Origin of the sequence: Parachryseolinea silvisoli (assembly GCF_021190955.1) — a bacterium.
GTDB classification, from domain to species: Bacteria; Bacteroidota; Bacteroidia; order Cytophagales; family Cyclobacteriaceae; genus Ohtaekwangia; species Ohtaekwangia silvisoli.
The window spans coordinates 1,209,173-1,235,889 of the sequence record NZ_JAIOAO010000001.1 but is presented as its reverse complement, the minus strand read 5'-3'; the positions used below and the strand labels follow the sequence as shown (position 1 = coordinate 1,235,889).

18 protein-coding genes are annotated in these 26,717 nt (G+C 50.8%); 12 read left to right on the top strand and 6 right to left on the bottom strand.

Translation table 11 applies throughout. From position 1 onward, the window contains the following. The first annotated feature begins 60 nt into the window (after positions 1 to 60). Positions 61 to 432 carry an SMI1/KNR4 family protein gene (locus K7P01_RS05085; RefSeq protein WP_267290548.1) on the top strand — a complete coding sequence of 124 codons (372 nt, stop codon included), beginning with the start codon at positions 61 to 63 and terminating at the stop codon, positions 430 to 432. Here K7P01_RS05085 and K7P01_RS05080 read toward each other — a convergent pair whose 3' ends face one another. Then, the gene (locus K7P01_RS05080) at positions 433 to 1,317 is read right to left on the bottom strand and encodes a helix-turn-helix domain-containing protein (RefSeq protein ID WP_267290546.1); all 885 of its coding nucleotides are present in this window, start codon (positions 1,315 to 1,317) and stop codon (positions 433 to 435) included. 84 nt (positions 1,318 to 1,401) lie between these two features. Here K7P01_RS05080 and K7P01_RS05075 point away from each other — a divergent pair, with 84 nt between their 5' ends. The 3 genes from K7P01_RS05075 (at position 1,402) to K7P01_RS05065 (ending at position 3,291) form a co-directional block, all read left to right on the top strand. Beyond that, the gene (locus K7P01_RS05075) at positions 1,402 to 2,088 is read left to right on the top strand and encodes a hypothetical protein (protein WP_267290544.1); all 687 of its coding nucleotides are present in this window, start codon (positions 1,402 to 1,404) and stop codon (positions 2,086 to 2,088) included. Positions 2,089 to 2,131: 43 nt separating this feature from the next. Further along, on the top strand, positions 2,132 to 2,815 hold the full coding sequence (locus tag K7P01_RS05070; protein WP_267290542.1) for a DUF4386 domain-containing protein: 684 nt from the start codon (positions 2,132 to 2,134) through the stop codon (positions 2,813 to 2,815). 71 nt (positions 2,816 to 2,886) lie between these two features. Further along, the gene (locus K7P01_RS05065) at positions 2,887 to 3,291 is read left to right on the top strand and encodes a GlcG/HbpS family heme-binding protein (RefSeq protein WP_267290540.1); all 405 of its coding nucleotides are present in this window, start codon (positions 2,887 to 2,889) and stop codon (positions 3,289 to 3,291) included. A 63-nt stretch (positions 3,292 to 3,354) separates the two neighbouring features. On the opposite strand, the gene K7P01_RS05060 is transcribed toward K7P01_RS05065, so the two are convergent. After that, positions 3,355 to 4,401 (bottom strand): Ig-like domain-containing protein, encoded by a 1,047-nt coding sequence (locus tag K7P01_RS05060; protein ID WP_267290538.1) that lies wholly within the window; start codon positions 4,399 to 4,401, stop codon positions 3,355 to 3,357. Positions 4,402 to 4,678: 277 nt separating this feature from the next. Between K7P01_RS05060 and K7P01_RS05055 the strand changes: the two genes are divergently transcribed. Beyond that, the gene (locus K7P01_RS05055; protein WP_267290536.1) at positions 4,679 to 5,332 is read left to right on the top strand and encodes a DUF1349 domain-containing protein; all 654 of its coding nucleotides are present in this window, start codon (positions 4,679 to 4,681) and stop codon (positions 5,330 to 5,332) included. A 168-nt stretch (positions 5,333 to 5,500) separates the two neighbouring features. Next, complete coding sequence (locus tag K7P01_RS05050; protein WP_267290534.1) at positions 5,501 to 5,863, top strand: DUF1987 domain-containing protein; 363 nt, start codon at positions 5,501 to 5,503, stop codon at positions 5,861 to 5,863. A 69-nt stretch (positions 5,864 to 5,932) separates the two neighbouring features. Here the strand turns inward: K7P01_RS05050 and K7P01_RS05045 are convergent, their stop codons facing one another. Next, positions 5,933 to 7,855 carry a vWA domain-containing protein gene (locus tag K7P01_RS05045; RefSeq protein ID WP_267290532.1) on the bottom strand — a complete coding sequence of 641 codons (1,923 nt, stop codon included), beginning with the start codon at positions 7,853 to 7,855 and terminating at the stop codon, positions 5,933 to 5,935. Positions 7,856 to 7,965: 110 nt separating this feature from the next. Between K7P01_RS05045 and K7P01_RS05040 the strand changes: the two genes are divergently transcribed. Continuing rightward, the gene (locus K7P01_RS05040; RefSeq protein WP_267290530.1) at positions 7,966 to 10,407 is read left to right on the top strand and encodes an ABC transporter permease; all 2,442 of its coding nucleotides are present in this window, start codon (positions 7,966 to 7,968) and stop codon (positions 10,405 to 10,407) included. Positions 10,408 to 10,415: 8 nt separating this feature from the next. On the opposite strand, the gene K7P01_RS05035 is transcribed toward K7P01_RS05040, so the two are convergent. After that, the gene (locus K7P01_RS05035) at positions 10,416 to 11,228 is read right to left on the bottom strand and encodes a hypothetical protein (protein WP_267290528.1); all 813 of its coding nucleotides are present in this window, start codon (positions 11,226 to 11,228) and stop codon (positions 10,416 to 10,418) included. A gap of 229 nt (positions 11,229 to 11,457) precedes the next feature. On the opposite strand from K7P01_RS05035, the gene K7P01_RS05030 reads away from it, so the two are divergent. Further along, a complete protein-coding gene (locus K7P01_RS05030; protein WP_267290526.1) occupies positions 11,458 to 13,878 on the top strand; it encodes an ABC transporter permease in 2,421 nt (806 codons plus the stop codon). Positions 13,879 to 14,115: 237 nt separating this feature from the next. On the opposite strand, the gene K7P01_RS05025 is transcribed toward K7P01_RS05030, so the two are convergent. Continuing rightward, complete coding sequence (locus K7P01_RS05025; RefSeq protein WP_267290524.1) at positions 14,116 to 14,985, bottom strand: helix-turn-helix domain-containing protein; 870 nt, start codon at positions 14,983 to 14,985, stop codon at positions 14,116 to 14,118. Positions 14,986 to 15,107: 122 nt separating this feature from the next. On the opposite strand from K7P01_RS05025, the gene K7P01_RS05020 reads away from it, so the two are divergent. After that, positions 15,108 to 17,594 (top strand): glycosyl hydrolase family 95 catalytic domain-containing protein, encoded by a 2,487-nt coding sequence (locus tag K7P01_RS05020; protein WP_267290522.1) that lies wholly within the window; start codon positions 15,108 to 15,110, stop codon positions 17,592 to 17,594. Between the two features lie 19 nt (positions 17,595 to 17,613). Here K7P01_RS05020 and K7P01_RS05015 read toward each other — a convergent pair whose 3' ends face one another. Further along, positions 17,614 to 18,780, bottom strand: coding sequence for a hypothetical protein (locus K7P01_RS05015; RefSeq protein WP_267290520.1), 1,167 nt, complete (start codon positions 18,778 to 18,780; stop codon positions 17,614 to 17,616). 680 nt (positions 18,781 to 19,460) lie between these two features. Between K7P01_RS05015 and K7P01_RS05010 the strand changes: the two genes are divergently transcribed. The 3 genes from K7P01_RS05010 to K7P01_RS05000 all read left to right on the top strand — a co-directional run bounded on the left by K7P01_RS05010 (position 19,461) and on the right by K7P01_RS05000 (position 26,516). Beyond that, complete coding sequence (locus K7P01_RS05010) at positions 19,461 to 21,899, top strand: tetratricopeptide repeat protein (protein WP_267290518.1); 2,439 nt, start codon at positions 19,461 to 19,463, stop codon at positions 21,897 to 21,899. A 342-nt stretch (positions 21,900 to 22,241) separates the two neighbouring features. Next, positions 22,242 to 24,548: a sensor histidine kinase gene (locus tag K7P01_RS05005; RefSeq protein WP_267290516.1), complete on the top strand. Its 2,307-nt coding sequence runs from the start codon at positions 22,242 to 22,244 to the stop codon at positions 24,546 to 24,548. A 30-nt stretch (positions 24,549 to 24,578) separates the two neighbouring features. After that, positions 24,579 to 26,516 carry a sigma 54-interacting transcriptional regulator gene (locus tag K7P01_RS05000; RefSeq protein WP_267290514.1) on the top strand — a complete coding sequence of 646 codons (1,938 nt, stop codon included), beginning with the start codon at positions 24,579 to 24,581 and terminating at the stop codon, positions 26,514 to 26,516. Positions 26,517 to 26,717: the final 201 nt, after the last annotated feature.

The following is a 26,717-nucleotide window of genomic DNA, read 5'->3' as shown; positions in this document are numbered from 1 at the left end:
ACCGGGTAATGATTGACAAAGATACGAAGCCAAAAGAGTAAATTACGTTGCTATTTGATTATGATCGATATTCAGAAGATTGAAAAAGAGCTCGGCATCACCCTGCCGCCACACTACATATCCTTTATGCAGCAGTTTAATGGTTTTGCCTCCGATCAGGGCGACCTCGTAGACCTTGTTTATACCGATGCGGATCGCTTCATCGAAATGAACCAGGCCATACTACCGCAACTGCCCGAAGGGACAGCAAAGGAAAAAGTTATTATCATTGGTAACAGCCCCTGGGAAGTCCTCCACCTGATCAACGTTCAGGATGCAACGGATGAGCGCGTCTATTGCTTCAACGATGATGACGAATCACTGGAGACCAGTACATTGGAATTTTATGATAGCCTCACGGACTTCAAAGAGGCAATGGACAGTCTGCTCTGATCAAGCACCGGTAAATAGATAATACTCCCCACCGTTATCCGGCCCGTCGTGCAGCAGAAAGAAGTCATAGAAGTCGCGGAGTATAAACACCTTCTTATACCACACCAGGCTCTCGCGAAAGCGCGTGATGTGATGTTTAATATCATCGCGGTGCCCAGCCGGTACGTCAAACACGAGATAGGTACCCCGACGAATGGGAAGCGCCAGGCCGTCAAAATGAGGTGCCAACATGCTCGTGTCTTCCGCGAAGATCCCATAAAACAACCGATAGTCGCGCAGGGCTGTAAAATTCACGGAGTCGAATATTTTGATACAGCGTCTTGCCCTGCCGGCAACGGTCATGGATAAAAGATCGTTCAGGTAAGGCATGGATGCTTCATAACCGGGCGAGGCATTTCCAAAGTGCCAGGTATAGCCGGCCAATACACCCCCCGCCAGCGTACATTGTTTAAACGTAAACGGAAAGTCAGACTGTACGATGTGTCGATATTGTGCCTCAGACGTAATGCCATCCATAACCGCATTGATCGAGTCTGTTCGGATGACGGAGGCTTTTGCCTTTCCAGGCGAAAAGCCGAAATGATTTGCAAAAGCTTTTGACAGCGAGTGCTTTGTGGCGAACCCGGTAGCGTCGGCAATCTCACTCAGGTTGAGTGGGGTATAGGCACTTAACATAGCAGCCCGCTCCAGCTTGATCCGCGTGATGTAATGCCCCAGGGACTCGGTATGTGCGCTCCGAAAGACATCGGCCAGGTGATGGTATGACACATGCGTATAATCGGCTAGTTCACGGATGCCAAACGAGGCAGTAAGATTGTTCTCGACATATTCCGCCACCCTATTTTGAAGTCGTTGATAGTACGCGGCCGTTTCAGTCCGTTGCATGGGTGTTGGTGTTATCTATTTTGGGGATTCCCCCAAACGGTTGTTGAAGTTGGTAATAGGTACGATATCTTCGTACAAAAAGTTATGATCACAGCAAAAATGAAGGTGGGAGCGGGGATTGTGTGCGTCTTATATATCCTGGTGCAAACCTATCAATGGTGGGTTTTCGCCCAGGCGCCGTCCGCTACGCCCACCCCACTGGAAGATTTTCTGTTTAGCGCCCAGCCCCTGAGCATCCTGCGCTCCTGGCTGATGCTGTTCTCGATGTTTGGACTCTTCTATATCTTTTTTGTTCTCTGCTTATCGATTTACGAGACATACAAAGCCTCCAGCTTGCTGGCATTGACAGGTTTCTTTGTATTCTTCCTGCTGGAGATTATCCTCCGGTCCGTCGAGCTGTTCTACACCCAGGTCCACCTGCCGGCGGAATATGCAGCCGCCACGGACCCTGCACGGCGCGAAGCGATATTGTCCTTCGTAACACAATTCCAGCAGATACAGCGGGCCTTGTATTTCCCCCTCGGCCTCTCGCAAACCCTTGGCAGTTTCATCATCGCCGGGGTATATCCAGCCACCGCACGTTACAACTATGCTATAAAGGCGATTATGTTTATCAACGGGCTTCGGCTACTCCTGCGCCAGCTAACCGTATACGGCGGCATACCAGCGTTCCCGGGCGATCTATACGATACGCTTTACCTTCCGCTCGTATACGTCACCTTTGGTGTAATGGCCTGGTGGTTCGTCAGAAGCCGTGCTGACTACGTGTAACAAAATTACTGGGAAAGCGTCTGTTGTTATAGTATATTGAGCTATGGAACAAAAGAAGCTTTCCCGCATCGCCGGAGTCTTATACCTCGCCATCGTGGCGGGAGGTATTTTTGCCGAGGCCTTTGTGCGCGGCCGGTTGGTCGACCACAGTGATGCCGCGGCTACTGCCCGGAATATCCTGAGTCACGAGATGTTGTTCAGAGTCGGGTTTTCCATCGAGCTGCTGGTGTTTGTCTGCGACAGCGCCGTAACCGCTTTATTCTACATCCTGTTAACGCCCATTAACCGAACGCTGTCGACCGTCGCGACGGTGTTCCGTGGCATTACCGTCGCCATGTTGGGTATAAACTTACTGAACAACTTCTTGCCCATATTATTGCTCAAGGGCACCTATTTTCAATCGTTTGCTCCGGATCAGTTGCAATCACTTTCCTTGCTATTCATGAAAGTGCACGGCATGGGCTATGCGCTGGGCCTGGTATTCTTCGGTGTTCATTGTATCCTGCTGGGATACCTCCTGTGCAATTCCCGAAATGTACCCAACTACTTTGGCATCATGATGGCCCTGGCCGGTATATGCTATATCATCAACAGCTATACATCTTTTCTGTTCCCGGCGGTATCAGGGGTGCTCTTCCCGGTCATTCTGGCGCCTGCATTCATCGCCGAGCTTTCGCTGAGCCTCTGGCTGATCCTAAAAGGGATTACCACCGGTCCCCAACCATAACAACCCGCCGTACAAAATCCTGAAAATGTTGTCTGAATATCTTTATATTGCTTGAAGCAAATAGAACGCCCATGTATAACATTCAAAAAATAAGCTCGGAAGAAGCACTGTTATTGATTCAATACGTTGTAGCGCAAACAGGAGAAAGTAAACCGGTGGCCATTTCCATCTGTGGCCCCGAAGGGGAACTGATCGGTTTTCTCCGCATGGACGGCACCAGCCCCGCGGCAAGCCGGATTGCTCAGAATAAGGCGTATACCGCAGCCGTCGACCGTACCGACACCATGAAGATGGGCGCCCGCATGCGCGGCAGCGACAACCCTGCCTTTTGGGGCGACGAGCGCATTACGGGTTTCGGCGGTGGCGTCCCCGTTGTTCAGAACGGTGTAGTCGTCGGTGGCGTCGGCATCAGCGGCCTGCCTGAGGCAGACGACGAACGCCTGGCGAAAGAAGCTGTCAAACATGTATTTGGTTAGACGGTAAATGGGAATATTGAACCCCCGGATTCATCTTGAGACCGGGGGTGATGCTTTGATCTGTTATAAGCCGCCGTCTCGACCCGGTGCAGCGTTTCGGCCGCTCTTGCCGTAATAGTCGTTGTTCATGACAAGCCGACCCGCGTATGTACCTGTCAATCTTTTTCCATCCGTAAAGAGAATGTTGAATGTTACTTTGAAGGTATCTTCACCTGTCATTATTGCATACAGTGTGCCGCTTTCTACGTCGCCCATACCGTCTACATAACCACGGCCTTCATACGTTTGGTCGGTCGCGTCATTACGGTAAGCCACACGCCAGTCCCAGTCGTACAGGTTTTCCTCGGTAAGAGGAAAAGTAGCGCCCATCATTTCGCGTGGAATATCGATCCGGACGAACTCGTTTGCTCCGTCAAATATACCATCGTCCACGGCGGCAGGAAACAACCAGAACTGATAACCACCGCTGTAGTCCCCGTAAACAGCTGTCACAACCTCTTTCGAAGCACCATTGAAAGTGTACCTGGCAACGACGGCTACGGCACAGGTAGCGGTCTTTTCACCCTCTACAGTGGTGGCCGTGATCGTGGCGGCGCCCGCCGCGATCGCCATAACGTGCCCATCTTCATTTACGGTAGCAACAGCTTCATTGTCACTGCTCCATTCAATTTCTTTGTTATCGGCGTCGTTCGGAGTGACCACAGCAATCAACGTAGCGTCTTCATCGATATAGAGTTTCAGCGCCGTAGCGTTGAGGGTTACGCTCGTAACGCGCTTCGTCACGGTCACCGCGCAGGTGGCTGTTTTTCCACCGTCGTCCGTCGTGACTGTAATTGTGGCGACGCCCCTGGCAACCGCCACTACGTGCCCGTCGGAATCAACCGTAGCAACGTTGGTGTCGCTGCTGCTCCAATCCACGGCTTTGTTGACGGCGTTCGAAGGGGTGATCGTGGCTGCCAAATCAAACTCCTCTCCGGGAGAAAGCGTTTTGGTAGCAGCATCTAAAGAGATGGAAACGACAGCGATGGTATCATCGTCGCCGTCTTTACAGGAGGCCCAGGCCGTCACAGCTATCGTGACCAATAGCAGGCGTTGGATTTTTCTTTTCATATAGGGGGTCTTTGAGGGTGTTAATTTGTGATCGAAACTAAGCATTTTCCAGTAAAAATGGCCGGGTGATTTTCCCCATAGCCGCATTATAAGTGTACGTAAAACTCATTCATCCGCTGGTGTTGTATCCAACGGTATGGATACATACAGTGTAGTATATCCGGTGGCGATTAACGATACCGGGAAATATCGTGACGGCGGAAGGATTTCTATACAGGCGGTTAGCGCCGCGCCCGGAAAGAATGTAATTTGCCGGCCTAAACAATTGAACGCCCGCATGATAAAAAGAATGATAATAAGCGCCCTCACGGTCAGCGCCCTGCACACGGCAAATGCCCAGACACTCGAAAAAATGCAGTGGTTCAACGAGCCGGACAAATGGAAGATCGAGAACAATGCCCTGACCATGACCGTAACACCGCAAAGCGACTACTGGCGTATATCTCACTATGGATTTACCGTAGACGACGCGCCGTTTTATTATACCACCTATGGCGGCGAGTTTGAAGCCAAAGTAAAGCTCACGGGCGCTTACAAAGCGCGCTTCGACCAGATGGGCCTGATGCTTCGGACCGACCACGAGAACTATATAAAAACAGGCGTGGAATTCGTCGATGGCAAGTTTAACGTCAGTACCGTAGTCACACATCACACCAGCGACTGGAGCGTTACCACGCTCGACAAAGTGCCGCCCTTTATCTGGATCAAAGTGGTACGCCGACTGGATGCTGTCGAGATCTTCTATTCCCTCGATGATAAAACCTATATCATGACACGCAATGCACCGCTAAAAGACAATCATCCCGTCATGGTAGGCCTCATGGCCGCCAGCCCGGATGGCAAAGGCTTCGAAGCGAAGTTTGAGAATTTCAAAGTGACCCACCTGCCCGATCAGCGTCGCCTGGAATGGCTGAAGAAAAACGCCGAATAACACGTCTTGGTAAATCTGTAAATATCTGATAATCATTTATTTGTTAATAAAATCTTACAACCGGTCCTATACCGGTTGTAATTTTTCGCATCTTGCGTATAGCCCACCCGCCAAAGCTTTGTACTAACGGTACTCTAAAGTATCCGTGTCTTTAAACAAAACGCGCACATGAATGCACTGAACCTGAAGGAGGCACAGTATAGCCCCAAGGTTGTCCTAAACAAAAAAGATGGAATCTTTGAGATCTCAGGTCGTTCGTTGCCGGAAGACTCCGAAGAATTCTTTGCGCCGGTCTTAGGCTGGTTTAAAGAATACTTCCAGAGCCCGAATCCCACAACCGTCTTTTCTATTCAGTTACAATACTTTAATTCCGCTACAGCCAAAATCATCTTCGGTCTGATGCACACCATGCAAAGTGTACCCGGAGCCTCCATAGAATGGTGTTATCACCACGATGACGAAGACATGCTCGAAGCAGGACAGGAGTTTGAAAGTGAGCTCACCGTACCGTTCACATTCAAAGCGATCTAACGAAAGGGAGCGGCAATACCTGCACGTAGTACTGCCGCAAACCCTATGAACCGATAAACAATTACCACATCACCGGCGAGTCATTAGATTCTGGTTGCGGATCAGGCCAATGAACTCACCGCGGTAACCTTCCACATCCTTGCCACGCGCGCCCTGCGCCAGCCCCAGGACATCTTTAAAACCAAACTCTTTTACATACTGCGACTCGCGCAACAACATGCCGAACCCGGCGACGGCGGCTGACCATCGGAAGTCATCCGAAGTCTTTTCGAGCGCAACGTTCGTATCCATCAGTACTTGTTGCAGCAGCTTGCTGGTATTACCGTCAGGGTTTTTATACCGGAATTTCACCGTCATCAATTCATTTGAGTTACTCGCTACGGTCGTGCTGCCGGTGGGCTTCTGATACTTCAGCTTGTCGATGTCGTAGAACTCACTTTTCACACCGGCAGGAATGATCTCATACAAGGCCGTTACGGTGTGGCCGGAGCCCAGCTCGCCCGCGTCCTTCTTGTCGTTGTTAAAATCTTCCGCTTGCAACATCCGGTTCTCGTAACCGATCAGGCGGTAGGCTTGCACCTTGGCGGGATTGAACTCGATCTGCAGCTTCACGTCTTTCGCGATCGTAAACAGTGTGCCGCCGAACTCGTTCACCAGGGTCTTCTGGGCTTCCAGCATATTATCGATATAAGCATAGTTGCCGTTGCCCTTATCGGCCAGGATCTCCATCTTCTTGTCTTTATAGTTGCCCATGCCGTAGCCCAGCACCGTCAGGAAAATTCCGTCTCCGCGTTTCTGCTCGATCAGATGTTCCATGTCCTGGTCACTCGACGCGCCCACGTTAAAGTCGCCGTCGGTCGCCAGGATCACACGGTTGTTGCCGCCGTTCTGAAAATTCTCTTTGGCCGTGGCGTAGGCCAGCTGAATACCGGCACCACCTGCTGTAGAGCCACCGGCCTCGAGATTGTCCAGGGCATTGATGATCTTTTGTTTCTCTGCGCCCGACGTAGACGGTAACACCAGTCCGGCGGCACCGGCATATACTACGATTGCTACACGATCTTGTTTGCGCAGTTGCTCCACCAGTAATTTAAACGACGACTTCAGCAGCGGCAGTTTATTGGGGTCGCTCATCGAGCCCGACACGTCGATGAGGAACACCAGATTGGAAGCCGGCAGGTTGTCGACGGCTATCTTTTTACCTTGTAAACCGATGTGTACCAATTTATGCTGACCATTCCACGGCGCCGCCGACACTTCGGTATAAATTGAAAAGGGATCTTCCCCTGTAGGTTGCGTATAGTCGTAATCAAAGTAATTGATCATCTCTTCAATGCGTACAGCGTCTTTCGGAACCTGCTGGCCGTTCTGAATAAAACGCCGTACATTACTATACGAAGCAGCATCTACATCAATCGAGAATGTTGACAAAGGTTCTTGCAAGGCTCCACGAAATATGTTTTCGTTAATCGTGCCATACTCTTCTGTATTTGGTTCTACTGGCGCCACGGTGTTGTAGTAGACATCGTTTATTTGCACGCCGGCTACTCTGCCTTGCAACGCGGATGCCGGCGACTGCTGCTTATCTTTGCGCGACCGTCCACCGCGTTTTGTCTCCGATACAGAATAGGATAATTCATGTTTGGATGGCTGTACCCCATAGCCTACAACGACCACTTCGTCCAGCGCCGTAGCGTCCACTTCCAACGCTACATTGATCACATTACTGACTCCCATTGGCACTTCTTGCGTTTTATAGCCTATAAAACTGAATACCAGGATTGTTTTATTGTCTGGAACCGTAATGGAATAGGTTCCCGATCCATCGGATATGCTACCCGTCGTTGTCCCCTTACAGGCGACACTGACACCGGGTATCGGCAAGCTATTGGTCGCGTCCGTGACCTTTCCCGTAATAGTCCGACTCTGCGAAAATGCCATCACCGGCAGCAGGAGCAGCATGAGCCCTAAAAGATATATGCGCGTTTTCATAGTTGTAAAAGAATTAGTTACCCCCAGGATGCGCCGCCTCATGCGATTCCATAAAGCCCCGACAACTTTTTTTAATAATTGTGCATCTTAGACACGAAAGCCGTCTGAAAATGCTTAAAAACTACATTATCACCGCCCTGCGCAGCCTTCGGCGCAACACCGTCTTTTCCGTCATCCACGTGCTCGGCCTCGCCATCGGCCTGAGCGCCGCCCTGGTGATCTTTTTGATCGCCCGCCACGAGTTCAGCTATGATCGCTTCCTGCCGGCCGGAGACCGTGTGTACCGCATTGCGTTCGACAATCAGTTCAACGGGCATACAGGGCACACCACGGCAGTACCCGGGCCGCTCCCTGCCGCCGTACGGCAGCAGGTGCCCGGTGTCGAGCTCATCGTACCCGTGCTGGTGTGCGAAGGCAGCACCACGCTGCCGGTAGCCATCCCGTCGGAGCATGCCGGTACGGTGACCCCCGTCGGTACGCCAGCCGGCATTGTATATACTACTCCCGAATACTTTACATTGATACCCTTCGAGTGGGTGGCCGGCAATGCTGCCGTATTGCAACAGCCCTACACCACGGTGCTTACCGAAAGCCGCGCGCAGCAATATTTCCCCGGCGTACCGGCAGCCGATCTCGTCGGCAGGGAGATCCTCTACGGCGACAGCATACAGGCCACGGTCGCGGGCATTGTCAGGGACCTACGCGACCGTACCGACTTTACCGCGGTGGAATTTATATCGTACGCAACTTTGTTCGAAACGATCCAGCGGGAGGCCTGGTCAGTAGACTCCTGGAGTAACTGGAGCGAAAATTCAAAGGCCTACCTGCGCCTGCACGCGGCCATTTCACCGGAGACGGTGGCCCGGCAGGTTACAGACCTGCTCACGCAACACAGAGAAGGGGTTAACCGTACCGCCAGTTATACCAACACGGCCCGGCTCCAGCCGCTGGCCGACATTCACTTTAACCCGACGTATGCCGGCACCCAACGTACCGCCAGCCGATCGGCGCTCTATGCACTGCTGGGCGTCGCCGCCTTCCTCTTGCTGCTGGGCTGTGTCAACTTCATCAACCTGAGCACCGCCCAGGCGGCACGCCGCGCCAAAGAGATCGGCATTCGTAAAACGGTCGGCGGCCACCGCGCGCAGATCGTCAGGCAGTTTCTGGTGGAAACGCTCAGCATCACCACACTGGCCATGATCGTATCACTGGTGCTGGCGCCATTCCTGCTGCGCGTGTTTGCCGGCTTTATGCCCCTATCGGCCACGTTGTTTATCAACATTCCTACGGCAGTATATGCCGTATTACTCATGCTGGTAGTATCGATGCTGGCGGGCTTTTATCCCGCGCTTGTGTTGTCGGGTGTTCGTCCCGCACTGATCCTGCGTGGCCGCCCGGGCGCCGGTGGCATGATGCGTACGACGCGACTGCGCAAGATGCTGACCGTATCGCAGTTTATGATCGCCCAGTTCTTTATCATCGCTGCGCTGGTTGTCAGCCGGCAGGTGGACTTCTCGTTACACCAGGACCTGGGCTATCGCCAGGAGGCGATCTTAAACTTCGCATTACCGCCCGGTGTCAGAGCCGATCAGACCGGCTTTATCAACAGCCTGCAGGCGATGGCCGGTGTCGAGCGCGTGAGCAGTGGCTTTATACCTCCGGCCTTCGGCCGTTCGTTGCTGACCATGCTCTCACGCTCCGGGGCACGTGAGGACGACAAGTTGTCTGTACAATTACGTTTTGGCGATGCCAACTATATACCACTTTATGGCATACAGCTCGTCGCCGGGCGAAACATTCGTGAAGTGGAAGGCGTGGCGGAAGTGGCCATCAATGAAACGTGTGCCCGTGCGCTGGGCTATACTGAAGTCGAGGAGGCTATAGGAGAAGAGCTGACCATGGTCGGCGACACACATGTGGTGGTCGTAGGCATCATGAAAGACTTTTACCAACGCTCCACGCATACGCGCATCGACCCCGTGGTGTTGAAAGGGGAGCGAGGCGATTATATACACGTCGCCTTGCGTGCTCAACAGCCAGGCGGTACAGCGTGGCCGGAAACCATACGCCAAATAGAGGCAGCGTTCCATGCCTTATATCCCCAGGCAAGTTTTTCTTTTACTTTCTTTGATGAAAGCATCGCCTCTTTCTACCAGGAAGAGCTGCAAACTGCGACGATGTTAACGTGGGCCACCGGGCTTTCCATCCTCATCAGCTGCATGGGTCTGTTGGGCCTTGTCATCTATACCGCGGAAATACGACGTAAAGAGATCGGCATCCGCAAAATCCTGGGAGCGTCCATCACGTCGCTTATCGCCAACCTGTCGCGGGAGTTTGTGCTGCTCGTGCTGCTGGCATTTGCGCTGGCAGCGCCGATTGCCTGGTATGCCACCGACCGGTGGCTGGAATCTTTTCAATACAAGGCACCGGTACACGTGGGTATATTTCTGGCGAGTGGAGCATTCTTGTTGGTCGCTGCGCTGTTAACCTTGTCGTTCCAGACAATCCGCACGGCACAGAGCAATCCGGTTGACAGCCTGCGGTCAGAGTAATAAAGGCGCTAATCCGTCTCACCGTCAATCGGGTACCGGCCAATGGCTTGAATACCTTCGTCAGAGAAACGCCATACTTCGGTCGTGACCGGGTATCCGGAGTCCTGGTACTCGTCAACCACTGTAGGGCCCAACCGTGCCAGCAGGTATTCGGAATCTGCCTCGGAAAATAGATAACAGAAGTCGCGTACGGGAACGACCGCAAAGAAGGGAAATCCGAAGTCGGCGAGGATTCGATCGCGTAGGCTGGGTGCCAACAGCAACGAAGCTTTTAGGTCGGGACGGGATGTATTAAAACAACCCAGCTTATGTCCGTCGATCTCCTGAATCTCAATTTCCGTCTCAGACAGCAGGCGGTCGGCATTAGCGTTGGCTTGTTGGGTAAGGTTTTCTTCGGTTACATTCCAGTCTTCCAGATTTCTGGGAGCGATCCAGGTGTGCCGGTCATCGCCCGTATACAGATAGATCTTTTCTACCTCCTCGGTCAGCGGATGGTGTAGGACGTCGTGGAAGTCAAAATCATCTCTGGGACAAAGCGACGCGAAAATGTCCGGTCTGACCGTTTCCCAGTCGGAGGGCAACCCTTCGCCAACGCCATTATAGTCTACAATGGTTTCGACCAGCTCCTGGATATGTCGCTTGTCGTTGTCACGCGCATAGTTCTTGCGTACGTTGTCCAGGCTAACCTTTAAATCCGCTCCGCCGCGCTGAATGTGTACCAGGCCTTCATCATCAATCGAATCGATAGCAATACCGTGTTTTGCTAACTGTGCTGTAAATTCTTCCAACACCAAATCGTTTGTGTTCTTGTCGTCGGACATCGTATGGGGGTTAGCGTAACAAACGAAAAATAGAACATTGGTGTCATTATAACAACGCGATCTAAGGCACCGCATGAGAGCGTCCGCTATCGGGCGGTTTTGTTAGGTTCCGGACATCCGGGTGTAGTGCTGATAGAAGAAAAAGTGGCCTACGGCATCAAAAAGAGCCTTTGATACTATAGGTTACTTGGCACAATCCATGTAACAAACGGGCGTATACCGCAAGCCTATGATCCGCAATTACCTCGTCACAGCCTTCCGCAATTTCCTCCGGCACCGTTCATTCACCTTACTGAATGTAACCGGCCTGACCCTGGGCATGATTGCCAGTGTGCTTATTTTACAATATGTAAAATACGAACGCAGCTACGACACCTTCCACAGCCAGGCAAACGACATATACCGCGTACAATACAACCAATGGCATAATGGTAAGCTTCGGTTCGAATGTGCCGCGGCCGTCCCCGCAGTAGGCCCGGCGTTGAAAAACAACTTTCCTGAAGTAAAACACTTTACACGCCTCTTCCCGGTCAGCGGCGTAATGGCATACGACAGCCCCGGACGCGGACAAATCGCCTTCCAGGAAGAAAAGATGCAGCTGGCCGACTCATCCGTCTTCGCTATTTTCGACTTTAAGCTCCTGCAAGGAGATCCGGTGCATTCCCTGGAGGGCCCTAACAAAACAGTGATCTCACAACGCGCCGCCAAAAAATACTTTGGCTCCGAAGACCCCATTGGTAAAATCATCCGGATGGATGGTCAGGAGAATTACGAAGTCACCGGCATCTTTGAAGACGTCCCCGAAAATTCACACATCAAATTCGACTTCCTGTTGTCGTATCAAACGCTGGACAACAAATCGCGTAACGGTTCCCAAACCAGTTGGGGGTGGTATGACTTTAATACCTATGTATTGCTGGAGCCGGGTACTGACGTAGCCGCCCTGCAAGCCAAGTGGGATAATTACCTGGAGCGCGAACGCGGTGAAGAGTGGAAGAAGCACAACAACAAACAGGAATTCCTGCTACAGCCCCTGCTCGGCATACACCTGCACGCGAACCTGCTGCAAGAGTCGGAACCCGACGAGCGCGGCAATGGCGACTCCGTCTATGCCCTGACCTTCATCGCCCTGTTCATCCTCGTCATTGCGTGGATCAACTATATCAACCTGGCGACAGCACGCTCCCTGGATCGTGCCAACGAAGTGGGGGTACGCAAAGTCATGGGCGCCCAGAAACAACAGCTCATCTACCAGTTCCTGGCGGAGTCTTTGATGCTGAACCTGGTCGCGACAATCGTCGGCCTGGCCGTCGTGCGCGCCGTATGGCCATTCTTCGCATCGCTGTCGGGCCGCGATATTCCGCTGACGTTCATGGCAGAAAGCGGCTTCTGGTGGCTGGTCGGCGGCTTATTTATTGTCGGTACAGTTTTGTCAGGATTTTACCCGGCCATCATCCTTTCGTCCTTTAAACCGGTAGCCGTACTGAAGGGTAAGGTATCGCGTGCTGCCCACGGCAACATGCTGCGCAAGTCGCTTGTTGTATTTCAATTTGCCGCCTCGGTGGTGCTCATCAGCGGTTCGATCGTGGTATACCAGCAGTTGAGCTTTATGCGTCATCAGGACCTGGGCGTCGATATACACCGTACACTCGTGTTGCGGGCACCCCGTGCAACGGACTCGCTGTACCAGCAACACATGGAGAGCTTTAAGGCCGAGGCCTTGCGTCTTCCCGGCGTCAACAGCATGAGCGCATCGTCCAACATTCCGGGCGACGAGATCTTCTGGGCCAACAGCATCAGGCGCCTTGTCGGCGGCCCGGAGGCTAGCATTTCAGGTTACACCGTGGGCATCGACCACGACTATATACCGGCGTTCGGATTGAAATTGGTCGCTGGTCGCAACTTTGACCGCGAGCATACCAATGACAAGAAGAACATCATTCTGAACCGCGCCATGGTAGAAGCGTTGGACTTCGAGTCACCCGCCACCGCCATTGGCGAAACCGTCATTCAAGGCGACACCTTCCGGATCGTGGGCGTGTTGGAAGATTATCACCAGATGTCATTGAAGGAGGCAGTAACGCCATTAGTATTCCGGTTCATTCCCGACTTCGCAAATTTCTATTCCTTTAAAGTCGACGAAAGAAACTATAGCAGCGTGCTGGCCGGACTCGAAAAACCGTGGAAGGAATTCTTCCCCGGCAATCCCATCGACTACTTCTTCCTCGACCAGTACTTCAACCGTCAATATGAGAGCGACCGGCTGTTCAGTCAGACCTTTACGCTCTTCACGGTGCTCGCCATCTTCATTGCCTGCCTGGGCTTATTCGGCCTGGCATCGTTCATGACGGTGCAGCGCACCAAAGAGATCGGCGTACGCAAGGTACTGGGCTCCTCGGTTGCCGACGTTGTATTCCTGCTGTCGCGTGGGTTTGTACAGTTGGTGCTGGTAGCCAACCTGCTGGCATGGCCCCTCGCGTGGTATATCATGGACCAATGGCTGTCCGGCTTCCCCTATCACATCGACATCAATCCGCTGCTCTTCGTAGTCGCGGGCGGCGTAGTCGTGCTGATAGCCTTCCTATCTGTCAGCCTCCAAACCATCCGCGCTGCACGCGCGAATCCGGCAAAGTCCTTAAAATACGAGTGAGATACAGTGTGAATGTGAGAGCGAGAGAAGGTTCAAATCTAGTACCTCCCTGGCGACAACTGATATTATGTTGCAATTCTTCGTGATCGCCCATCGCGACGACCGGCGCAAGTCTTAGCCCCGTCTCGGGGCAGAGACTTGTGTCCAGTACGGGGGGCAGTCTCCGACTGCCCAGCGGTAACGTCGTAACCTGCGCAACCATACACATATAACGCCCTCGCCGTCACCTTCGATTTCCTACACCACAGCCTTTTTATACCCCCCAGCCGTAACCCCCGTATGCTGTTTAAAGATCCTCGCGAAATAAGGCAGACTCTCGAAACCACATTGCAACGCAATGTCCTGAAACGGCAGATCAGTCGTAGTCAACAGCAGTTGCGCTCGTTCCACCCTTCGGTTTTGAATATACCGCAACGGTCGTTCGCCGGTATGCTCATAAAACAGCCGTGAGAAATAATCAGCGCTCTGATGGGCACGCCTGGCGAGCAGGGCTACCGTGATGGAGGTATGCAAGTGTGTTTGGATGAAATGAACAGCGTCGGCAACCTTGGCGTGAATAGCGGCAGGTGTGCTCTCCCGAAAATGCGGAGAAGCCATGAATCGCGATACGAGCTGCATCAAGATCCCACACGTCTCCAAAAAGTCGCATACCCGTAGCGTGTTATTCGCCTCCCGGTAACTTTTAAGGATTGGCGCCTTCTCATATACCGCCGGGTTGTACGACAACAACAGACCCCGTGCCGGATTCAGGCATAATATCCGCCTGACGGCAGCAACCTCAGGCTCGCCCGCCGGGATTTTAAAGATTTTGCGATTGGCTGCAAACAGGGAGGAGCCGTCCGGCGTTTCTTCCGTAAATGTCACATAATACTGTTTTAAGAAACGATCGCAGGTATAGTTGCAGGTAGTGAACGACGGGACCAGGTACAGATAACCCTTTTCGAGCACGACCTGACCGTCGGCATTAAACAACATCCCCTGGCCGCCTTCAATGTAATACAGCCGGTAAAAAGAGCTGGTGACATGCTGATAATTCCAGCTTTTGTTCAAACTAACCTCGTCGGTGTTCAGAAGAACAAAGGTCGATCGTAAAAATCTAGCATTCATAGCGATAGATGTTTCTGAAGGTACGATTAAAAATGAATAAAAGGAGCGGCGTGTCGGATATGTGCAAGTTTTAACAGCCTTTGTAGAAACAGCCGCGCGCAGGCGCGATTACCTTTGCGGGGATGAAAAATACAGGGAGCCTGCTGGTGTTGATTTTCCTGATGGCAGTAGGAGGGACGTTCGCGCAGTCCGTCGATTCCATCAATGCCTATACGCGTGCCAAACGCCACGGCCTTATTATAAATAAACCCGCTCCCCGGTTTTTTGAAGGCGCACTGTTGGGCAACGGCGCCCTGGGGGCTGTTGTAACAACACGGCCCGACGCCATCGTGATCTATTTCGGTCATAACAACGTGTGGGATATCCGTATCGCCGAACATCATAAAGATGAGCTCAAAAGCTTCGACTATGTATTTAACAAAGTCAAAAACATTCCCGCAAGCAAGCAGCATCTCACCGACGATCCCTGGTATGCCGAATACGTCCGCATGGCCGGTGATAACTACAACAAACCCTACCCGCGACCATTCCCATGTGGTTCTGTACTACTCGGATTCGACAGGCGCAACATCCAGGTACTTGGCCATACACTCGATATCTCCAATGGCCTGTGTACTGTGCGACTACTAACAAAAGCGCAACAGGAGCTCCACCTTACACTAGGGGTTGATATGCATGCGGACAACCTCCGGATGCAGCTGACGGACATCCATGGCAATCCCCGTCCAAACGTCTTCGACCGTATACACGTCATGCCCGATCCTTCTACACCGACGGATATTCCGCCGTATACTATACACGAAGACATGGCCGCAGGGGTATTATCATTCCGGCAAGTGCTGCCGCACCGGGAGCCCGTGAACGGCCAGGCGGGCGCAGCGCATTCGAAAGACAGAGCGTTCCGGTTAACCGCAAGGATAGCCGGTCAGTTGCGTAAAAGTACCCGCATGAATTGGAGTGGCAACCGCGAAATCATGGCGCCTTTGGAAGCATCCCTTACATCCACCGCCGCTTTCACGGCCTCGATCTCCCTGGAAGAAGGACTACAACACACGGTCAGCAGCACCGTACCATCCTCTCCGCCTGCGAGTGCCGGTGACCTGGCCGCCATACTGGCCCGCAATGAAGCGACGTGGAAAGACTACTGGTCAAAGTCCGCCGTAGCGTTAAACGATACCTTGCTGGAAGAGCTGTGGTATCGCAATCTATACTTCCTGAACTGTGCAACAAAACCCGGCGCCACTTGTCCGGGGTTGTTTGCCAACTGGAGCTACAACCACATCGGTACTGCCTGGCACGGCGACTACCATCTGAACTATAACACACAGCAGCCATTCTGGGTAACGTTCTCGAGCAATCACCTCGAAAAGAACCTGGCGTATGTAGACCTGGTTGAAAGACTACTGCCCGTCAGCAAACAATGGGCCCGCGACTACTATGGGCTGCCGGGGGCATACTTTCCGCACTCCGCCTTCCCCGTCGACATGACCCTGAACCCGTATCCTTTGCCGGACTGGGGATGGGAGATCTGCGAAACGCCCTGGGCCGTACAAGGACTTTGGTGGCACTACCGCTATTCCGGCGATATCGACTTCCTGCGTACACGCGCCTACGAGCCGATCAAAGCCGCGGTACAATTTCTGGCCGCCTATATGAAGCGGGCGGACGCCCACGGTGGCCCGCGATGGCAGGATGGAAACTACCATGTATTCCCGAGTGTACCGCCTGAGCTCTATGGCCTTCGGCCGGGCTTCCAGTATAACTATGACTGCACCGCAGACCTGGCCTTGATCAAGTTTATATTCCGGGCATTCCAGCAAGCAACAGTTGTGCTAGGCACTGCGAAAGCCGAACGAACATTGCTGACCGAGGTAAACGAAATCCTGACGCATTTTCCCGACTATCCCACGACGCTGTCTAAACAATACGGCAACGTGCTGGTAGCCGTACCCGGAGAACACGATCAGGTTGTCTACAATGTTCCCAATCCGCTGTTCAGTGTATTTCCCGGCGAAGACCACGGCCTGCACTCCGAGGCCAAAACGCTGGCGCTCCTGGCAAACACGTACAACAACCAGCAAAACGAAGGCGGTAACGACCTGGTCTTTGTCAACCTGCAGGCCGCACGCATTGGCATGCTGGACCTCGAAGCATTTAAGCGCCACGTACGGTATTCTTTACTACCTAACGGCACCGCCACTGACATGGTTATGCAAGCGCACGGCCGCTACGGCGACCAAACCGACTTTGCCTACATGGCCGACATGGGCATATGGTTTGAAAACTTCGCACTCCCCGCCGTCGTCAACGAATGTCTGCTCCAAAGCTACAATGGCACCCTACGCCTGTTTCCCAACTGGCCCAAAACCTCGGACGCCACCTTCCAAACACTCCGTGCCGCCGGCGCCTTCCTCGTCACCGCCGCCCAGCACAACGGCCACGTTGAATACGTCCGTGTGCTCAGCGAGAAAGGAAACGACCTGCGTATGCTATCGCCGTGGGGTCCGAAAGGCTTTTTCCATAAAGACGGCAAGAAAATTGCCATCACGAAAGCAGAGCTTACCGTCAAGACACATGCCGGTGAGTTGATCGTTTTCACCGAGCATTAGCAAGTAACCGGTTCAGGTTTTAACGCCAGCGTAGTCCCGACTTGTCGGGAAGACCGGGGTACTGTATGGTTGCAGTCTCCCGATTGCTGTGGGACCAGGTATAGTCTAAACCAGTGTTTATCGCATAAGAGTATGATGCCTCCCTGACCGAGACTCCATGTTGCGCATTACTCACCGTATAGTGATACACAAAAGTCTTTGCATCCTCAACCGATTTCTTTCCACGCAAGGAAGCTCGTGGTCCGACATCGCTTGGCAGGGCAGGGGTAACGATCGGTGGCGCTACCATGGCAGTCTCGATAGGATCGTGACGGTTGTAATTATTCGAAACTTCTTCATCCTCAAGATTAACGTCACGCTCGCTCTCACGCTGTTTCTCCGTGCCCGCCACAATCGCCAAAATCTTCGCCGCCCCGGCACGCTTGATCTGCTTTACCTCTCCATCATCCAGCGAATCCCCAAAACAAATCCCAATCCCCAACATCAGGCTATACCCCGCCTCGGGCGGTAGCTGGTCAAGGGACAGCTCCAACGTAGTGGCCGGCGATCCCTTCAGTGCCGAATACCACTCCGAAGAAGTATAGCTACATCCATACATGGTATCGTACCACTTTGGCGCCTGATATTTACCCGTTCCTTGATTGAACTTGAAATCCGGTACAACGCCCAGGGAGATCGTGATGCTAAACTTCGAATGCCGGTTATTAGGAAAAAAATTAATGTCGCGCACCAACGCCGGTATCTCCACCTTCGCCGAGCCTTTTTCTGTATCGATCGACCAGCTCAACGTGCTGCGGAGCATCGAATCGAATGTAGTATATTTGTTAAGTTGAAAACCTTCCAGTAACTTGGGGTGTTTCGAAAGCTCGATCGCACGTTGGCCTAATTTGCTGGTGGAGTCTTGTTTTTGAATAAGTTTGAGCGATTTGTTGATGAACCCACTGAAATTATAGTCGGCGAGCGCACGCATCGGGTGCATCATAAAACGGACTTCTTTGCCCATGGTGGAGCAGCCGCCAAATTCGCTCATGTACAGTCGTGGGAGGGCAAATTTTGGTGATTTTTTGATCGTCTCTTTTGAGGCGCCGCCTTTACGCCGCACCACGATCTTGTCTGTACCGCGCATGCGGTAAAAAGAGAGGTCACCGAGACTACCGGTGAATTGCAGTTCTTCTAAGAATGCCATATTGTTAGGGTATGTTGGTTAACGAAATAACTAGCTAACGTCGTCAGGGTCGCAACGACTTTGGGCCATACTTCTACGAACAAGGTAGCTACTTCCTATATACTGCCAATAATAAGAAGACACAATTTACGCACAATGTATTCACAAGCAAAAGATGACCCAGACCTCTATAGGTCTGGGTATAGAGTGAGTCATGAGTGGAATTTCACTGGGTTATCTCTTGAATATAATGAAAGATGCGTTAAAGTTGAGATAGATTTTCTCCGGGTAATGTCTGATAATAAGCAGGGTGTAAAATAGTGCACCTGAAAAATCAGGGGGTAAATGGGGCGGAAGGATGGATCGGCGCGAAGCCCCGCGCGCTTGTGTGCTGCGCAACGCGCAGCATAGGCTGCAATTGCGCAAGAAAGCAGTTGTTCGAATTTAAGCATTTTTGCCCAAAAAAACTGCTTTCCTGCCAAGAATAAGATGTAACACTCTATTAGTATAGTATCTCTCTTCCATTATCGAAGATCGAATTGCCGTTTATATCCACTCTTTGCTCGCAGGCATAGAATACTTTGAAAAATTGGCTTAGCCCACGATTTTGACCCAATAATCGCTACCAAATCTGCTATGGCACCAAATATAATTGTATACCGCTTAACTTATTGATCGGTTCCCATATCTTGAAGTTACTTATGCTCATTCACTCCGCTATACAAGATGCCATTAAACGATCTAATCTTGTTTTTTTTGTCGGTGCAGGTTTTTCCAAGTCTCTTGGGCTGCCGGCCTGGATGGACCTTGTGAAGCTGGTCGTCGATGACCTCCGACGGGACTATGGAAATAGTATCGATGCGCTCATGGATGGAACCAATGGCAGCGCCATCGGCATGTTGGACGCCCTTAAAAAGAACGGGCATCATGCACGTATCGTGGAAGTAATGGAGCGTTATATTCATGTCTCCTTAGAAAGGACCGCTTTGAGACGCCATGAAAAAATCTGGCAGATCACCGACCAGGTCATTACCACTAACTATGACAAGGCGTTCGAGACGGTTGGACCTGCAAAAATGAAAAAAGTCGTTTATGAGGACGATTTTCATATTGCCCAGCTTTCCGGACTCGATCATTTTCTATTCAAGGTTCATGGCTGCATCGAACAACCTGGGAAATGTATCCTCTTCTCCGATCAATATAAAAAGCTATATCATGGTCGTCATGGCGCCAGCCTGGAGCTTTTTAAATTCCTTTCCGACACAACCATTATCTTTCTGGGCTTCAGCCTCAGTGATCCATTTGTCAATGACCTGCTGAAACTCCGTCAAAAAGCTTATCGGGGGTTAAAGCCGCCCAACTTCATTATTACCATGGGCGATAATGACTTCTCCGAGCTTGGCGTTGAAAAAATACAGGGTGTTACCAATTATGATGTTGACCTGGATGCTTTTCTCGATGCACTCATTGCTATTCGTGAAAAATATCCGCCTGGGCTTTCAATGCTCTTGCAGGGCCTAAAAAAGGAGGGTCGGGCCTTTGTGGAAGAGGAAGTCAGAGAGCAATACTTTGGATTCCTATCATCCATCGAAATGCAGCCTGCCCGGGCCGAAGTAGCTGAGGAGATTAAGACAGGTCACTTCCCTTTAGCCGAGGAAAAACTACGGGACACGCTGAAAGCAGAATTGAATGCTATTGAAATCAACAGGAAAAAGGCAGCACATACTTCCTTTGAACTAGGTAAGTTCAAGGAGCTTCAGGCCCGGCACAAGGAATCTTTGCCTTATTATGAACAGGCTGTAAAACTTCAACCCAACAACCCTGATTATCTCAACGGCCTTGGCTGTATTCATTACTACCTTGGAAATCCCCGCATGGCCCTGCAGTATCATCAGAAAGCATCCCGGATCAATCGCCGTCAATTTGGCGAGCGACACGCTACACATGCCAATGATCTTTATAGCGTAGCGTTGCCGCTTATTTCCCTGGGAGAATATAAAAAAGCGAGGATACATCTCACAAAAGCTATTCGTATCGGATCTCAAACACTGGGAGAACGTCATTCGGAAATAGGACTTTACTATATGTACTTGTCCAATGCTTTCAATCTTCTGAACGAATCCCAAAAGGGTCTGACATATGCCCAATTGGCCCTCGACATCGTTCGCGAGCACTTTGACTACAACCACAAGAAAACTGCAATGGCATACAGCTACTTGGGGCAATGCTACCATGGAATGCAGCAAATCGAAAAGGCTCATGATTGTTTCAAGAAAAGTCTGGAAATCGATAGCAAGATTTACAGCGACAAACATCCGGAGCTTGCTCAGGCTTATAACAATTTTGCCTGTACATTAACTGAAATGGGTAAAAACCGTGAAGCACTTTCATACTATAGAAAATGCTTAGCTATCGATGAGTATAACTTCGGCGCCGCGCATCCGAACATAGCTACACGCCATAGCAATATAGGATCGGTGTGGGCCAACTTGGGTAATTATCAAAAGGCTATAGCCAGTACAGAAAAGAGCCTGGCTATGAACATCAAATTCTTTGGCAAAAAGCATCTCGATGTTGCCGGTGACTATTACAGCCTGGGTCTCTTCAAAAGAGAAATCGGCGATCACAAAGGTGCAATAGAAAACTTTCATAACGCGGTTTCGATCTACGCAAAACATAGAGACGAGGCCTTTTCTCAGCTTTATAGTAGCATTGAGGCTCTCGGAGAATCTTACTACGCACGGAAAGAATTTAAGAAGGCGATTCCACAATTAGAAACAATGTGTGTCATTTACTTCGTTCAGAAAAGGGAAGGCCACGCAGCTTTTCTGGTTGCATTAGATAAGCTGGCGGTAGCCTATGGTAAAGAGGGTAAATTGAAAAGAGTCATAGAAAAAAGACAAATGGCATTAGGGATTTTGGCAAATCATTATAAATCTCGCGTGGAAGATATTTCTTTAGCCTATACCGCCCTTGGCAAGGCTTACGAAAATAACCGGCAATATAAACTTGCTATGATGCAATACGAGGCGGCGCTGGTGCGCTGTGAAGCGAAATTCAAAAAAACGGACGAACGAACCAAGATTGTCCTCACCAATATAAAGCGTTGCCGGCGAAAATTGGCCATGGGGCCGTCATAAGACATAGACAACGAAAAGTCCAGTAACATCGAATATTATCACAAAGGAGTTCTGGAAAGTAGTAACGAGATCCCCGAAGGAATGCTATCCAAAGAGTCAGCGTAAGTGAGTCAAAGCGTAGCGCGCCTTTCCGACGTGATCGTGTTGCGGTAATAAGAATCTGCCGATACAGTATCCTGTACTATCCGGCGATCGGAATGATCCTTAAAAAAGGACTTAAATCTATGAAAGTTCACGGGGTAGGGGCACAGGTTTGTCTGCAAACGTGTGTTCTTGTTGTTTTATAATTGGTATATTTCCGTTACAAGCGGATCTGTGTACAGCCCCTGGCGAGCCCATCGTATGAAGCGTCTTCACAAATCTAAACGGTATTTTCTGATTGGGGTGTTTTTAGTAACGACACTCGTGTTCTGCCGTGCACAGCAGCCTGTACGGGGTGATAAACCTGCAACACTCCTGGCGCTTATCCAGCAAAGCAAGCCCGACACCAGTCGCATCAAGTTACTGCTTACACTCAGCCGGTATTATTTTGATACTGAGTGGAACTATCGAAACAAGATCAAAGTGGATAGTGCGCTGGTGTTTTTGGTGCAGGCTAAAAATCTAAGTGATTCCCTCGATGCTTTCGAGCTTGGGCAGGAGACCCTCACGCAGATGGGGTATTACTACTTCAGGTGCGACAATGCACGACGGGCGGAAGAATGTTTCAGGCAGGTGATCGACCGTTATAAAAAGGCGGGAGACAAAGACAGGGAAGCACAGGCCTGGGTCAATTTTGGCATGCGGTCGCCTTTAATTGACAGTACGTTGCAAACGATCATCGGCCGATTTGAGCATGCACTTCGTATCTACCGGGAATCCCATAACAAAATAAGAGAGGGTTCAGTCATCACCCAGATCGCCTACAGACATGTACGTCAGGGTAAGCTGGCGCTCGCGGAAGACGAGGCGAGACAGGTATTAAACCTTCAAAATAGTAATGGCCCGAACGAGCTTCAGTACACATACGATCTGCTGGCGGAAATCAGTGCACTGAGGGGAAATTACAACATAGCAATCCTGTATGAGCTGGAAGCTATTAAAAGTATGGAACGGATCGGGGATTATCGTTTCGAAGATAGTTTTTATAATACGTTGGGTGGTTTTTATGGAGAGATTGGAGAGGTTGAAAAAAGCATTCAATGGTTTCACAAAAGCCTGGAGGTTATGAAAAGGAACAGCGCGCCGGAAGGCCAGTTCTATAAGCCGGGGGTGGTGACAGTGGACGACCGAAATGCGCTCTACTCCTTAGCGAGGCGGATTGTGCAGGGGCTGATAAAGCAAAATAGACAGCGGGAGGCATTTTCGTTTTTAACGCACACAACAAAAGAATATCCGCCCGATACCGATTTTGCCAGACAGCTGCAGACCGGTTCCATGGGCGATTGCTACCGGGCGATGTCGCACTATAGCATGGCAGAAAAATATTACCGGGAAGCCATCATGCTGGAGATTTCAACAGGACAGATTGATGAATTGCGTAAAGAGTATTACAATATTAGTAAGTTATACATCGCCTGGCGGCAATATTCCAACGCGGCAAATCATTTAGACAAATTAATGGCGATGCCCGAAGGCGTTATCAGTCTTTGCATGCTGGGGGATATTCATAATATGCTTTTCAAAATTGACTCAGCCTCGGGAAACTATGTAGATGCCATTAAACATTACCAGGCGCACAAAGCCATCAACGATTCCATTTTTACAGAAAAAAAGAGCAAGCAAATACAGGAATTGCAGATACAGTATGAAACCGGGCAGAAAGAAAAGGATATTCAGTTGTTGCGCAATCAAGCCAGGCTTCATCAGAACGAAATACAGCGGGCAATCCTGGCTAAAAACCTGACCTTTGGCGGCATCGCCCTGCTGTTAGTCATCGTGGGGTTGTTGTATCATAGCTATCGGGTGAAGCAGCGCAGTAATAAGCAATTGCAGGCGCAGCAGCGTGAGATCAATCATAAAAATTATTCTCTTCGCAACCTGGTGGATGAAAAGGAATGGCTGCTGAAAGAAGTTCATCACCGTGTAAAGAACAACCTGGCAACCATCATGAGCTTGCTGAATTCACAATCGGCATACCTGAACAATGCAGAAGCCTTAAGCGCTATTCGCGATTCCCAGCACCGGGTGCAGGCCATGTCGCTCATTCATCAAAAACTGTATCAATCGGAAAATGTCGCGGCGATCGATATGGCATTTTATATCCACGAGCTTGTGGAATATTTGAGAGATAGTTTCAATACCAGGCATCGTATTCGTTTTGAAATGAAGGTAGAGCCTGTTGAGTTGACAATAGCGCAAGCTGTTCCGCTTGGGTTGATCCTGAATGAGGCGATCACCAATGCGATCAAGTATGCCTTCCCGGAAAACAGGAACGGTGTGATCACGATCTCCATGAAGCAGGAGGCAAACGAGCATTTTTCGCTCACCATTGCTGATAACGGTATAGGCCTGCCGCCCGATTTCGATAGTGAGAACAAGAGCTCCCTGGGAATGAGCCTGATGCAAGGTCTGAGCGACGACATTGGTGCACGGTTTGAAATACAGAGTGATGGCGGTACAGCAATAGCCATACGATTCACTTCCGATCAGTTCCAGCATCAGCCGTAAGTTTTTCTGGTGTAATATTCGAAAATTGCCATGCGTGATAAAGTTCTTATAGTAGAGGATCAGTTCATAGAAGCGAACGATTTACGGTTGATGCTTGAAAAAGCGGGATACCAGGTAACGGGCATAGCCCGTTCGGTGCCGAAAGCGACCGAGCTGATAGAGCAGGACAAACCTTCGCTGGTCTTGCTGGATATCTACCTCAAGGGAAAATTGACCGGTATTGATCTGGCAAAAAGATTACGGGAGGAGAACATTGCTTTTGTGTATCTCTCCGCTAATTCCAGTCAGGATGTTTTAGCAGAGGCGAAGGCTACGCAGCCTTATGGTTTTCTGGTAAAACCTTTTCGTGAAAAGGATGTGCTGGTGGCGCTTGAAATTGCCCGCTACCGGCATGAGCATAGCCTGGAATCAGGTTTTCGGCGAGAAGCGGCATTACAAAAACAGCTCGCCGGATTGACTACCCGGTCTGGCAACTGGCAGCATACGATCATGAAGATCGGCATGGCTATTCAGCCGTATGTTTCCTTTGATCTTATGCGCGGCGAGTTCAAAGAAGCTGATCGCACACGTTATACCAGCGGCTTCCTGCGAATAGGATTCAATGAATATCAGCGTATCGGTGTCGCTGAATTTCGGATGATGACGGGCCTGACCGCGCAGATGTACAAGGTCTTGCAACGGTCGGATCACACGGATCCTATCGCGGCCTATTACGTGGGGGGAGCATTTACGGAACTTTGCTCCCGGGATCCATTGAAGAAGTTAGTAACCGAGTATTTTGGCATGGCCTCCTACCTCTCGCTGCCACTGCATCTTTCGGGCGGAGGGATTTTCTATCTTTCGTTTTATAGTCGAAGTGCGGATACATACACAGACGAACATCTTGCTTTATTCAACAGGCTGCAACGGTCATTGGCCGAGACGATAGACGGTGCGCTGGCGATCGAAAAGATACCGGAAGGCGCGGAGACTTTGAAGGAAGATCCATTGCCACCGGACGAGAATTCCAGCAGCATTTCAGGTTTCGAGGGTATTGTCGGCACAAGCCATCGTCTGCTGAATGTGTTCGACAGTATTACCCAGGTGGCGCCGCTGGATACTTCGGTACTGATATTGGGTGAAAGTGGTACGGGAAAGGAACGGGTCGCCGATTGTCTTCACAGGCTTTCTCCGAGAAAAATGAAACCTTTTATCAAGGTAAATTGCGCAGCCCTTCCAGCGTCCCTGATTGAATCAGAATTGTTTGGTCATGAGAAGGGGGCCTTTACCGGTGCTACTGACAGGAGGATCGGCAAGTTTGAGCAGGCTTCCGGCGGAACGATCTTGTTGGACGAAATAGGCGAAATGCCCATTGAGCTGCAGGTCAAATGGCTGAGAGTTTTACAAGAAAAGGAAATAGAACGCATCGGCGGTTCAGCTCCGATAAAAGTTGATGTCAGGGTGATCGCTGCCACCAACAAAGATTTGGAAAAGGAAGTTGCAGAAGGCCGTTTCCGGCTGGATCTGTACTACCGCCTCAATGTTTTTCCAATACAACTTCCTCCGCTCCGCGAACGCAAAGAAGATATACCGGCCCTGGCAAATCATTTTGTCAGTTATTTCGCCCGGAAGACGGGAAAAAAAATTACGGGCATTTCCACGAGAGTTTTGCAGGAGCTCCTGGTCTATCGATGGCCGGGCAATGTTCGGGAGTTGGAGCACTTGATAGAGAGAAGCGTACTGCTCACGAAAGGAGATACGATCAGGGACATCGTATTGCCAGATCAAAAGGAATTAAACCCTGCTGGCCATGCGCCTCGCGTAAAGACCATTCTGGAGAATGAGCGGGATCATATACTGGAGGTATTAAAAAAATGCGAGGGTAAGATCTGGGGCGCAGGGGGCGCAGCTGAGCTACTGAACGTTCCGCCCACAACGCTGCAATCCAAAATGAAAAAGCTCGGGATCAAAAAAGAGCATACCCTGTAGGTATTTGGAAACCCCCGCCTCTTTTTACAACGTCATTTCGTTGTCAGTTTTCGGTGTTCACCGAAATATCGGTGCTTTCTTTTTACGAGATTTACATAAATTGTTGAGAGTCAGTCATTTTTCAATCAGGCCGCATATTTGATTGCTGTGTCGGACCAGCTGCGATCAGGGCGGGCGGTGAAGGAACGACGGTGCAGAACC

What these genes read in the sequence shown, in the direction of transcription:
- K7P01_RS05005 (WP_267290516.1), top strand. Translation starts at nt 22,242, where the DNA reads ATGAAGCGTCTTCACAAATCTAAACGGTATTTTCTGATTGGGGTGTTT.
- K7P01_RS05010 (WP_267290518.1), top strand. Translation starts at nt 19,461, where the DNA reads ATGCTCATTCACTCCGCTATACAAGATGCCATTAAACGATCTAATCTT.
- K7P01_RS05020 (WP_267290522.1), top strand. Translation starts at nt 15,108, where the DNA reads ATGAAAAATACAGGGAGCCTGCTGGTGTTGATTTTCCTGATGGCAGTA.
- K7P01_RS05025 (WP_267290524.1), bottom strand. Translation starts at nt 14,985, where the DNA reads ATGAATGCTAGATTTTTACGATCGACCTTTGTTCTTCTGAACACCGAC.
- K7P01_RS05085 (WP_267290548.1), top strand. Translation starts at nt 61, where the DNA reads ATGATCGATATTCAGAAGATTGAAAAAGAGCTCGGCATCACCCTGCCG.
- K7P01_RS05060 (WP_267290538.1), bottom strand. Translation starts at nt 4,401, where the DNA reads ATGAAAAGAAAAATCCAACGCCTGCTATTGGTCACGATAGCTGTGACG.
- K7P01_RS05045 (WP_267290532.1), bottom strand. Translation starts at nt 7,855, where the DNA reads ATGAAAACGCGCATATATCTTTTAGGGCTCATGCTGCTCCTGCTGCCG.
- K7P01_RS05030 (WP_267290526.1), top strand. Translation starts at nt 11,458, where the DNA reads ATGATCCGCAATTACCTCGTCACAGCCTTCCGCAATTTCCTCCGGCAC.
- K7P01_RS05050 (WP_267290534.1), top strand. Translation starts at nt 5,501, where the DNA reads ATGAATGCACTGAACCTGAAGGAGGCACAGTATAGCCCCAAGGTTGTC.
- K7P01_RS05075 (WP_267290544.1), top strand. Translation starts at nt 1,402, where the DNA reads ATGATCACAGCAAAAATGAAGGTGGGAGCGGGGATTGTGTGCGTCTTA.
- K7P01_RS05070 (WP_267290542.1), top strand. Translation starts at nt 2,132, where the DNA reads ATGGAACAAAAGAAGCTTTCCCGCATCGCCGGAGTCTTATACCTCGCC.
- K7P01_RS05040 (WP_267290530.1), top strand. Translation starts at nt 7,966, where the DNA reads ATGCTTAAAAACTACATTATCACCGCCCTGCGCAGCCTTCGGCGCAAC.
- K7P01_RS05035 (WP_267290528.1), bottom strand. Translation starts at nt 11,228, where the DNA reads ATGTCCGACGACAAGAACACAAACGATTTGGTGTTGGAAGAATTTACA.
- K7P01_RS05000 (WP_267290514.1), top strand. Translation starts at nt 24,579, where the DNA reads ATGCGTGATAAAGTTCTTATAGTAGAGGATCAGTTCATAGAAGCGAAC.
- K7P01_RS05080 (WP_267290546.1), bottom strand. Translation starts at nt 1,317, where the DNA reads ATGCAACGGACTGAAACGGCCGCGTACTATCAACGACTTCAAAATAGG.
- K7P01_RS05015 (WP_267290520.1), bottom strand. Translation starts at nt 18,780, where the DNA reads ATGGCATTCTTAGAAGAACTGCAATTCACCGGTAGTCTCGGTGACCTC.
- K7P01_RS05065 (WP_267290540.1), top strand. Translation starts at nt 2,887, where the DNA reads ATGTATAACATTCAAAAAATAAGCTCGGAAGAAGCACTGTTATTGATT.
- K7P01_RS05055 (WP_267290536.1), top strand. Translation starts at nt 4,679, where the DNA reads ATGATAAAAAGAATGATAATAAGCGCCCTCACGGTCAGCGCCCTGCAC.